Annotated in this window: 12 protein-coding genes; 7 read left to right on the forward strand and 5 right to left on the reverse strand. The window is 75.2% G+C overall.

What is annotated here, in order from left to right; genetic code table 11:
• Positions 1-39: 39 nt before the first annotated feature.
• Positions 40-801: an SDR family oxidoreductase gene (locus tag ABD330_RS10015; RefSeq protein ID WP_344463075.1), complete on the reverse strand. Its 762-nt coding sequence runs from the start codon at positions 799-801 to the stop codon at positions 40-42.
• Positions 802-1,030: 229 nt separating this feature from the next.
• Between ABD330_RS10015 and ABD330_RS10020 the strand changes: the two genes are divergently transcribed.
• A complete protein-coding gene (locus ABD330_RS10020) occupies positions 1,031-1,300 on the forward strand; it encodes a hypothetical protein (protein ID WP_344463077.1) in 270 nt (89 codons plus the stop codon).
• Between the two features lie 103 nt (positions 1,301-1,403).
• Positions 1,404-1,895 (forward strand): NUDIX domain-containing protein, encoded by a 492-nt coding sequence (locus ABD330_RS10025; RefSeq protein WP_344463080.1) that lies wholly within the window; start codon positions 1,404-1,406, stop codon positions 1,893-1,895.
• A gap of 121 nt (positions 1,896-2,016) precedes the next feature.
• Here ABD330_RS10025 and ABD330_RS10030 read toward each other — a convergent pair whose 3' ends face one another.
• Both ABD330_RS10030 and ABD330_RS10035 read right to left on the reverse strand, forming a co-directional pair.
• Positions 2,017-2,727, reverse strand: a complete 711-nt coding sequence (locus ABD330_RS10030) for a tyrosine-protein phosphatase (protein ID WP_344463082.1) — start codon at positions 2,725-2,727, stop codon at positions 2,017-2,019.
• A gap of 99 nt (positions 2,728-2,826) precedes the next feature.
• A complete protein-coding gene (locus ABD330_RS10035; protein WP_344463084.1) occupies positions 2,827-3,525 on the reverse strand; it encodes a hypothetical protein in 699 nt (232 codons plus the stop codon).
• Positions 3,526-3,989: 464 nt separating this feature from the next.
• On the opposite strand from ABD330_RS10035, the gene ABD330_RS10040 reads away from it, so the two are divergent.
• The 3 genes from ABD330_RS10040 to ABD330_RS10050 all read left to right on the forward strand — a co-directional run bounded on the left by ABD330_RS10040 (position 3,990) and on the right by ABD330_RS10050 (position 7,623).
• Positions 3,990-4,769, forward strand: a complete 780-nt coding sequence (locus ABD330_RS10040; RefSeq protein WP_344463086.1) for an RNA polymerase sigma factor — start codon at positions 3,990-3,992, stop codon at positions 4,767-4,769.
• Positions 4,766-5,746, forward strand: a complete 981-nt coding sequence (locus ABD330_RS10045) for a hypothetical protein (protein WP_344463088.1) — start codon at positions 4,766-4,768, stop codon at positions 5,744-5,746. The genes ABD330_RS10040 and ABD330_RS10045 overlap by 4 nt, the downstream gene beginning before the upstream one ends.
• A 206-nt stretch (positions 5,747-5,952) precedes the next feature.
• Positions 5,953-7,623 carry a protein kinase domain-containing protein gene (locus ABD330_RS10050; protein ID WP_344463090.1) on the forward strand — a complete coding sequence of 557 codons (1,671 nt, stop codon included), beginning with the start codon at positions 5,953-5,955 and terminating at the stop codon, positions 7,621-7,623.
• 100 nt (positions 7,624-7,723) lie between these two features.
• Here the strand turns inward: ABD330_RS10050 and tatA are convergent, their stop codons facing one another.
• The gene (gene tatA / locus ABD330_RS10055) at positions 7,724-7,999 is read right to left on the reverse strand and encodes a Sec-independent protein translocase subunit TatA (RefSeq protein WP_344463092.1); all 276 of its coding nucleotides are present in this window, start codon (positions 7,997-7,999) and stop codon (positions 7,724-7,726) included.
• Between the two features lie 259 nt (positions 8,000-8,258).
• Between tatA and ABD330_RS10060 the strand changes: the two genes are divergently transcribed.
• The gene (locus ABD330_RS10060; RefSeq protein WP_344463094.1) at positions 8,259-8,852 is read left to right on the forward strand and encodes a TetR/AcrR family transcriptional regulator; all 594 of its coding nucleotides are present in this window, start codon (positions 8,259-8,261) and stop codon (positions 8,850-8,852) included.
• Positions 8,853-8,965: 113 nt separating this feature from the next.
• Here the strand turns inward: ABD330_RS10060 and ABD330_RS10065 are convergent, their stop codons facing one another.
• On the reverse strand, positions 8,966-9,298 hold the full coding sequence (locus ABD330_RS10065) for a cupin domain-containing protein (RefSeq protein ID WP_344463096.1): 333 nt from the start codon (positions 9,296-9,298) through the stop codon (positions 8,966-8,968).
• Between the two features lie 152 nt (positions 9,299-9,450).
• Here ABD330_RS10065 and ABD330_RS10070 point away from each other — a divergent pair, with 152 nt between their 5' ends.
• Complete coding sequence (locus tag ABD330_RS10070) at positions 9,451-9,720, forward strand: hypothetical protein (RefSeq protein WP_344463098.1); 270 nt, start codon at positions 9,451-9,453, stop codon at positions 9,718-9,720.
• Positions 9,721-9,877: the final 157 nt, after the last annotated feature.

The raw sequence follows: 9,877 nt of genomic DNA on the forward strand, positions 1-9,877 counted from the left end.
CGCATGCTCCCATACGACCCTGAGCGGCCCGGCGTAGCGCTACGCCTGGCGGGTCGGCAGTGCGACGACCTGACGCAGGTTCAGCTCACGGCGGCGGCTCACCGTGTACCCGATCAGGTCGGCGACGTCCTCGGAGGTCAGCGCGGGGATCGCGGCGAACATCCCGCCGAGCTGCTCGGCGAGCTCGGGGTTGTCGATGTGCGCGGCGAGTTCGGTGTCGGTCAGGCCCGGCTCGATGTTGGTCACCCGGACGTCGCGCGGGCCGAGTTCGGTGCGCAGCGAGGCGGCGAGGTGGGTCAGTGCGGCCTTGGTCGCCCCGTACACGGCGTAGTCGGGGAAGACGACGTGCGCGGCGATCGAGGAGACGGTGACCAGGTCGGCGCTGCGGCCCGCCGCGGCGGCCGCGAGCAGGTCGGGGGTGAACGCGCGGACGGTCCGCAGCGCGCCGGTGAGGTTGGTGTCCACCATCCGGCTCCACTCGTCCTCCCGCCCGGCCGTCAGCGGGTTGGGCAGCATCACCCCGGCGTTCGCCACCACCAGGTCGGCGGGGCCGTACGCCGCGTGCACCCGCTCCGCGGCGGCGTCGACGGCGGCCCGGTCGGTGACGTCCACGGTGACGGCGAGGGCCTGCCCGCCGGCGGCGGTGATCTCGGCGGCCAGCTGCTCCAGCCGTTCGGTGCGGCGGGCGAGCAGGGCGACCCGGGCACCGCTCGCGGCCAGCAGCCGGGCGGTCGCGGCGCCCATGCCGCTGGCGGCTCCGGTGACGACGGCGGTGCGGCCGGCGAGGGCGGGGTACGTCATGGTGTGCTCCCTGGTGCGGTGGGCGGGTTCTGCCACCACCCTCCGGGCCGGCGGCCGGGCGAACCAGGGCCGTGCCTGTCCTGGGTACCGCAGGGCCAGGCTCGGCGGGGGCTGTCCGTGCCCCCCTCCGATATCGCCGCAAACAGCTAGAATCCGGGCATAGCAACCCATGCGCCCGGACCACCGCGCACTCCGGCCCGGTGAACGGACGCCGAAGGGAGGCCGACAGATGACCAAGCGACCGACGACCAAGCTCCGCCGCGGCACCCAGGAGATCCTCGAACGCCGAGGCATGGCCGCCAGCCCCGAACCGGGCAGCCCCATGCTCCCCGCCGACGCCCCGAGAACGGCGCAGACCGGCCCGTACCCCGGTGACGTGGCCTTCAGCCACGGCGGGCGGCGGGCCTTCGGCTCGGTGACCCCGCTGGCCGGCCCGGCCCACCACGCCGAACTGCCGGGCCACCGCCACCGTGGAGCGGAGAAGCACTCCGCCCACTGACCCGGCCCGAAACTCCACGGACCCCGGCCGCCCGGCCGGGGTCCGTGGAGTTTCCCGCCGCGGTGCGAGAGGGTGGGGCCACCACCGTGTTCGAAGGAGCCCCATGACGGACAGTCCGCTCACCAGCCGCGACGAGTGGCTCGCCTCGCTGACCCGGGTCTACGCCGGGGCCGGCTGCCTGATCAGCGACCCCGAGGGCCGGGTGCTGATCGTCAAGGCCGGGTACCGCGAGCACTGGCAGTTCGTCGGCGGCTCGGTCGACGCGGGGGAGGACCCGAAGCAGTGCGCCGAGCGCGAGCTGCTGGAGGAGACCGGCATCGTCAAGCAGCCCGGCGAACTGCTCGCGGTCGCCTGGACGCACCCCTCCGCCGACCTCGCCCACCCGGCCGTGCACTTCCTCTTCGACCTCGGCACCATCCCGGCCGACACCCCCATCACCCTCCCGGCCGGCGAACTCGACACCTACCGCTGGGTCACCACCGACGAGGCCCTCACCCTCCTCGGCCCGAGCCGCTCCCTCCGCCTCGCCGCCGCCCTCGAAGCCCGCACCGACGGCCGCGTCAGGATCGTCAGCACCACCACCTCAGGCTTCTGACCCCCCGCTCCAGGGGCGCGGGGAACTGCGCGAACCCGGAAGGTACGCGCCCGCACCCACCCCCGGCCTCCCGCCGCAGCTCCGCTGCCAACGCACCCGGTCATCCCCGCGGAGCGCCCCCTCACCCCAGCAACCGCCCCCGCACACCAGCCAGCCCCTCCGCAGGAAGATACGCATCGGGCGAGAACGCCCGCAGCGCATCCGACAGCGCCGCCTCCGCCGTGGTGCCCGCGCGCCCGAGCACCGCGTCGATGGCCAGCTGTTGGTCGGGCCGGGCGAGCATCGCCCAGAGCGGGCGCAGGTTCGGTGCGCTGAGCAGGTAGTCGGACACGATCGCCGCGGGCGTGACGCCGGCCGCCGCGAGCAGGACGAGCGCCGCGAGCCCGGTCCGGTCCCGTCCGGCGCCGCAGTGCACCACCACGCCGCCCGGCCCGGCGTCGGCGACGGCCGCGACCACGGCGGTGACGGCCTGCGGGCAGTGCTCCAGGTACGGGAGGAAGGAGAGCGGGGTGCCGTCCAGCTCGCCGAACCGCTCCCACCAGGCGGACCCGGCCAGTTCGTCGAGCGGCACCCGGACCAGTTCGATGCCCTCGGGCCGGGGCAGCAGTGGTCGGTGGTCGGCCGCGTCCCGCAGGTCGACCACGGTGCGTATGCCGTACTGCTGGAGTGCCGTCCAGCCTTCGGCGGTCAGCCGGTCCAGGTTGTCGGCGCGGACGACCGCGCCCCGGCGGGTGCGGCGCCCGTCCAGGGTGGGCAGGCCGCCGAGCTCCCGTACGTTGAGGCAGCCGTCCCACACCAGCTGCCGGTCCTGGTTCGTCGGATCCGTCGTCATGTCCGTTGTTCCCCCCGTTTCCGGACAGGGGCGCTCCGCCCCCGTACCGGTCACGACACCGGTGGGACCGCCGATGGTTCCCCGGTTGTTACCGGCCGGTCAGAAGGTCCAGAGCTCGCGTCCGAGCGTGTCGACGCAGCGGACCCGGCCGAAGCGCTCGTCGCCGACCGAGAGGAACCCGTCGGCCACGCCCGCCAGCACCTCCCGCGAGACCGGGTCGGACCTGCTCCAGGCACCGGTCAGGACGAGTGTCTTGTCGGCCAGTTCGGCCCGCTGGATCCGGGCCACGGCGGCGGTCAGCAGCGCCGCGTTGACCGCGTCCAGCTGGCGCAGCGAGAGGTAGGTCTCCACGCCGGAGTCCGCGCTGTGCGCGGCGGACAGCCGCCGCGACAGCTCCGGCAGCCCGTAGTGGCGGACGGCGGCGACGGAGTCCTCGACGGCGACCAGCCAGCGCGGGCCGGGGGAGACCTCCCACCAGACCTCGTCGCCCACCGGCAGCAGTTCGCCGATCCGGGCGTGCCAGTCCTCCAGCCCGGTGGGTGCGTTGGGGTTCGGGCGCAGCGGCCGTCCGGACCAGGCGGCCCGGTCCGCCCAGACGTCCTTGGCGGTCAGGGCGAGGCTGACGGTGTAGCGGACCACCCGGTCGTCCACGGTGCCGAGCTCGATCCCGAGCACCGCCCAGTACGAGTCGTCGGGGAGGCTGAAGGAGTGCCGCCAGCCGGTGAGCCCCATCGCGCGCAGGGCCGGCGCGAAGTGTTCACGCATCCCTTCGGCGAAGAGCTCACGGGCAGTCGTCATTGCGTCGTCCAGGGGTGGGGGTGTCGGGGGCGCGGGGCGCCGGGGCGGCGACGGCGGCGTCCGCGCGGGGGCCGTACGGCCCGGGCCGGCCGGAGCGGCGGGGCAGGTGGGGGAGGCGTTGCCGTCCTTTACAACGTATGACCGGGGCACCTCTGGCGGCAGCAGGCGAATGACAGTCTCTGTCAGGACTTTCGTCCCCGCAGGCCGGGCCCTGTGTCTCCCCGGTCCCTACTTCGCCCCGACGGGCCGACGGCGGGGCGGGATGCCGCATGATGTGGCGGGTGCACAGTGCAGAACCTCCGGGGCCGGGCGCCGACGATGTCGTCGGCGGCCCGATATCGCGCGGGCGTCCGACCCCAGTGGGGCGGCCGACACCGCAGGACCTTCCGTACCCGCCCGGCGAGCCCGCGGGCGGGCCGCCCGCCCGGCCGCCGGCCGGCCCGCTGCCGGGCGGGAGGGGCGGGATGAACGAAGCGGACGATCCGGACGAGCCCGGTGAGCCGGGCGCGAAGGGCTCGCCGGGCGAGCGGGCCGACCTCGCCGCAGCCGTACGGGCGGCCCAGGACGGTGACGAGGAGGCCTTCCGGCTGCTGTTCCGCACCGTGCAGCCGGGCCTGCTCCGCTACCTCCGGGTGCTGGTCGGCGGCGGTCCGGAGGACGCCGAGGACATCGCCTCCGAGGCCTGGCTGCAGATCGCCCGCGACCTGGGCACCTTCAGCGGCGACGGCGACGGCTTCCGGGGCTGGGCCGCGACCATCGCCCGCAACCGTGCGATGGACCACCTGCGCCGGGTGCGGCGACGCCCGACGGCCGACCTCCCCTTCGAGTACCTGGCCGAACTGGTGGCGGCCGAGGACACGGCGGGCACCGCCCTCGACGCCGTCGCGACCTCGGACGCCCTCGCGCTGATCTCCCGGCTGCCCCGGGACCAGGCCGAGGCGGTGCTGCTCAGGGTGGTGCTGGGGCTGGACGCGGAGAGCGCGGCCCAGGTGCTCGGCAAGCGCTCCGGCAGCGTCCGGATGGCGGCCCACCGGGGCCTGCGCAAGCTCGCGAAGCTGCTGGAGCCGACCGGCGGGGCCGCCGGCGGGGTACCGGCGCGGGCCGGGGCCGCGCCGCCGGCCGTCCCTCCGCAGGCCGCCCGCCCGGTGCGCGGCGTCCACTCAGGAACCTCTCCGGCTTCTTCAGGAAATTCTCCGCAAGGTGTGACACAACCTCGGGCCGCGACGCTGAAGGACATGAGATGAGCACCAACCGATCCCGCCGGATCGACCGAGACACCGCCGAGCAGCTGCTCGGCGGTGCCGTGGTCGGCTCGTCGGCCGGTCAGGCCCCCGTCGCCGGTCACTCCGCGCTGGCCGGGCTGCTCGCCGCCGCTGCCGCCGCCCCGCCGACCGGGGACGCCGAGCTGCCGGGGGAGCGGCAGGCGATGGCGGCCTTCCGCGAGGCGCGCCGCGCCCCGGCCCACGAGACCCGCAGGCGCACGATGGCCGGCGCCGCGCCGACCCGCGCCTTCAGCCTGAAGGCCGTGCTCGCCGCGTTCGCCATCACCGCGATCGGCGGCGTCGCGGTGGCGGCGGTGGCGGCCGGTACCGGGGCGCTGCCCGTCGCGCTGGGCGGGAGCCCCGCCGGCGACACCACGCCGACCGCCCGGCAGACCCCGGTCACCACGTCCTCGCCGGCCCGCGTCCTGCCGGGCCGTTCGGGCACCGGTACGGCTCCCGGCTCCGACGGCCCCGGCTCCGGCCGCGCCTCCGACGGGCCCGGGGCGACCGGCACCCCGAAACCCTCCGACGAGAGCACCGACCGCTCCTCGGCGGACCCGGACCACCCGGGCACCTCGGCCGGCCCCGGCCAGGACAGCTCGGGCCCGGACGCACCGGGCCGTTCGAGCGGCCCGGTACGGGAGCAGACCACCGCGCAGCTCGTCCGGCTCTGCGAGACGCTCGTCGACCGGGAGGCGGCCGGCGGCAAGACCCGGCAGCTGCTCGCCGAGCCGCTGCTCGCGCCGCTGCTCGCGGTCTCGGGCGGACTGGACCACGTCGACGCGTACTGCAAGGCCGTCATCGCCAGGTCCGGCCAGGGCAACGGCGGCCAGGGCAACGAGCCGAGCGCCGGCCCCACCGCCGAGCGGCCCAGGAGCACCCCGCCCGGCAGGACGGGCACGCCGGACGGCGCCCTGCCCGCGCTGCCCGGCCTCGTCGGTGGAGCAGCCCTGCGCTGACCCCAAGACCCCGGGCGGTCGGTGGGCTCCCCCGTGTCCACCGCCCGCCCGGCACGCCCCCGGGCCGGGGCCGGGAGGCGTGCGCCGGGCGTACTCGCCGAGCTCCCAAGGGCGTTCGATGGCCGACGGGTGCGGCGGCTATCGTGCACAGGTGCACGAGGCGACCCGAAGCCTCCGGCCGGCGGAACTGAGGGGAGCGGTGCCAGGTGATCGGACGCGCGCTGAACGGGCGTTACGAACTTACGGAGATACTCGGCGTCGGCGGCATGGCCACCGTCTGGCGGGGGTACGACCGGGTGCTCGGCAGGCCGGTGGCGGTCAAGGTGCTCAACGGCGGCCTCGCCGACGACCCGCGGTTCGCCGAACGCTTCGGCCGCGAGGCCCAGCACGCGGCGATGCTCGCGCACCCGCGCATCGTCATGGTCTTCGACTCGGGCGTGGACCAGGGTTCGCCGTACATCGTGATGGAGCTGGTGAACGGCCACTCGCTCAGCCAGCTGCTCGCCGAGGGCCGCCCGGCCGGACACCAGCAGGCAGCCCGGGGCGGGCTGCCGCTGGAGCGGGCCGTCGGCATCGCCGCGGCGGTCTGCGAGGCGCTGGAGGTCGCGCACGCCGCCGGTCTGGTGCACCGGGACATCAAGCCCGGCAACATCATGATCAGCGGCGACGGCGGGGTGAAGGTCGTCGACTTCGGTATCGCCAGAGCGAGTTCGTCCAGCTCCCAGCTGACCCAGACCGCCACGGTGCTCGGCACCGCCGCCTACCTCTCGCCCGAGCAGGCCACGGCCTCCGAGGTGGACGGCCGCGCCGACCTCTACGCCCTGGGCTGCGTCCTGGTCGAAATGCTCACCGGGGAACCGCCGTTCACCGCCGACGCACCGGTGGCGATCGCCTTCAAGCACGTCAGCGAGCAGCCCGCGCCCGTCTCGCTGCGCCGCCCCGAGGTGCCGCCGGCCCTGGACGCCGCCGTGCTGCGCCTGCTCGCCAAGAACCCGGCGGACCGCCCCGCCGACGCGGCCGCGGCCCGGGCCGAACTCCTGGCCGCCCTGCCCGCCGCCGCCACCCCGGACCGGACCGCCGAGCTGCTGGCCCCCACCCAGGCCCTGCCCCCGGTCGTACTCCCGGCGGCACCCCCGTTCGCCCCGTTCCCGGCGACCCAGGCCTTCCCCGCCCACGGCGCCCCCTCGGGGGGCTTCCCCGCCTACCAGGATCCGCAGCGCACCTCGGTGCTGCCGCCGCTGCCGCCGCTGCCGCCGATGGCACCGACGGGGTCGCCGTCCGAGCCGTCGGCGGACCGGGTACGTGCGTCGCGCCGGAGCCCGCTGCTGCCGGTGGGGATCGGCCTCGCCGTCGTGGCGGGCGCGGCGGCGATCGCCGCCTTCGCCTTCGGCGGCTCGCCCGCCACGAGCACGGCCAAGGCCGCTCCGGCCGGCAGCGCCCCAGCCGCCGTAACCCCGGCCGCCCAGCCCTCCGCCGCCACGCCGTCGGCGAGCCGCAGCGCGAGCCCGACGCCCAGCGCCAAGCCGGGCCCGGCCGCCGCGCTCGCCGCGCTCCGCGCCGCCGTCGCGCAGGCGCAGTTCACCAAGGAGCGCGACAAGCAGAGCGAGCTGCTCGGCTACCTGGACGACGCCTCCGCCGCGCTGGCCGACCACCAGCCGCAGGACGCCGACCCCGCGCTGCGCAACGCCCAGCGGCTGATCCGCGACCTCGTCAGGAAGCGGGCGGTGGACGCCGCCACGACCCAGAACTGGCTGAGCAAGCTCAACCCGCTGCTGAACGCACACCCGCAGGCCGCCCCCTCCCAGGGGCAGTCGGACCAGAGCGGCACGGGCCAGGCCGACCAGGGCGCCCTCCTGGACTGGCTCAACGGCAACTGAGCGGGCCCGCGCCGCAGCAGCGGCGGCCCCGGAAACGACCTGAGCCCCTGCCCCGTCAGCTGACGGGGCAGGGGCTCGGAATGTCGGTGTGGTGTCCGACTCAGATGTTCGTCGCCGACTTGCTGGGCTCTTCGGCCTTGGTGACGTTCACCGGGCTCACCGCCGGACGGGGCTGATCCGCCGGGGTGGAGGCGGCGGTGCCGTTCCCCTCGCCGGGGGCGTCGTCCTCACGCAGGGCCTTGGTCTCGGCCTTCAGGATGCGCATTGACTTGCCGAGCCCCCGCGCCATCTCGGGCAGCTTCTTCGAGCCGAACAGCAGGATGATCACAGCCAGCACCACCAGGAGGTGCCAGGGCTCCAGACCGTTCCGCAGCATCCCTGACCACCGGTCCCTTCGGAATTCTCGCCGTTTCAGAGCCGGACGAGCTTGCCCGGCCCCTGGCCAGTATGCCTGGCGCGAGCTCCGAACGTATACACCGGCCGGGAAACGGTGGTCAAAGAGCAGAAGTCGCACCGGCGATGAACAGGTGTGTTGCCTTGGCCACTTGGCCGGCGGCCCGGGCCGCGTCGCGTTGTACGGACGTCTTACTCCGTCGTGCAAGACATCCGTACAGATCCTGTCCTAGGCTCGGCCCATGGGAAACCGTGAAGACCTGCTGGCCGGTGCCAAGCGCTGCCTGTTCGAGAAGGGCTACGGGCGGACCACCGCCCGGGACATCGCCTCCGCCGCAGGCGTCAGCCTCGCGGCGATCGGGTACCACTTCGGCTCCAAGGAGGCGCTGCTCAACGCGGCGATGATGGAGGCCACCGGGGAGTGGGGCGCGGCGGTGGACGCGGCGGTCCAGCGGGACGCGGACGACGCGGCCACCCCCGAGGAGCGCTTCACGGCGACCTGGGACCGGGTGGGCGAGACCTTCGTCGAGTTCCGGGGGCTCTGGGCGGCGCAGTACGAGGCGATCGCGCAGATCGACCGGACCCCGGAGCTGAAGGAGGCGCTCGGCGGCGTCCAGCGGATGGCCGGACTGGCGGTCTCCGCGATGTTCCAGGGGGTACGGGAGGTCCCCGACACCGAGGAGGAGCTGCTGCTCGGCACCTTCTACCAGGCCCTGCTGGCCGGCTACGCCGTGCAGTGGCTGCTCGACTCCGAGCGGGCCCCGAGCGGGCCGGACTTCCTCCGGGGGCTGGAACTCGCCGCCGAGCGGGTACTCGGCCGCCACCCGTCCGGCTGAACCACCCGGACGCCGCTCGGACCGCGCAACCCGGGGGCGGACCGCGTGCTGCCCGGTGACGGACGCCGCCCGGGCCCGGACCGCCCGGACGAGGCCGCCCCGGCCCCGGGGCGTCAGACCGTCACGGTGGTCAGCAGCACGACCGCGTCCTCGTGCGCGAGCAGCCCGTGCCGCTCCTGCGGAACGGGGTGCAGTTGACCGGCCGCCAGCTCCTGGCGCCGGCCCGCGATGGTCAGCGAGACCCGTCCGCGCAGCACCTGGAGGCTCGCGGCGGCCGGTGCGTTGTGCTCGTCCAGCGAGGAGCCGGCGGTCAGGGCGATGATCGTCTGCCGCAGTACGCCGTCGTGCAGCAGCAGGTGCGCGCTGCGGCCGTGCGGGCTGGCGGCGGCCTTCGCCGCGTGTTCGTCGGCGAGCGCCCGGAGATCGAGGTGCGCTGGTCCGGTCATGGCGTCCTCCTGGAGAGAGCCTTCGCCCGCGACCTTAGAGCCCTTGCGCCGGGTGCGCCCGCTCGGCGCGCCCGGGGCCGGACGGGCCCCGCGAACCGCTCCGGCGGAGTACTCCGGGTGCGCGCGGAACAGGCTTCGCCGATGGTTGGAGCATGGCGACCAATCAGAACTTCATCGGCGGCTTCCAGGTCAACCGACACCTGCTCATCGCCGGCGCGGCGCTCACCGGGGCCGGCGCGCTGATCGGGCTGACCGGCACCGTGATCGTCGGCGCGGCACTGGCCTCCGCCGGACGCGGCTGGGTACGGCAGCTGGACACCCCGCCCAGCGAGCTGGCGACCCGCAAGCTGCACCAGGCCAGGGCCGCATCGCTGGCCGGGCTGGAGGCCTGGCGGACCGGGACCGACGGCTCGCCCAACTGACCACCCGGTCCGCCCCTCGGACGTCCGAGGGGCGGACCGGCGTGTCGTCAGCTCGCCAGCAGCCCGCGGCCGAGCCAGTCGGCGTCGTCCCGGACGCCGGGCAGGACGAAGAAGTAGCCGCCGCCGGTGGGTGAGATGTAGTCGACCAGCGGCTCGT

The sequence above is a fragment of the Kitasatospora kazusensis genome, from assembly GCF_039529945.1.
Lineage (GTDB): Bacteria > Actinomycetota > Actinomycetes > Streptomycetales > Streptomycetaceae > Kitasatospora > Kitasatospora kazusensis.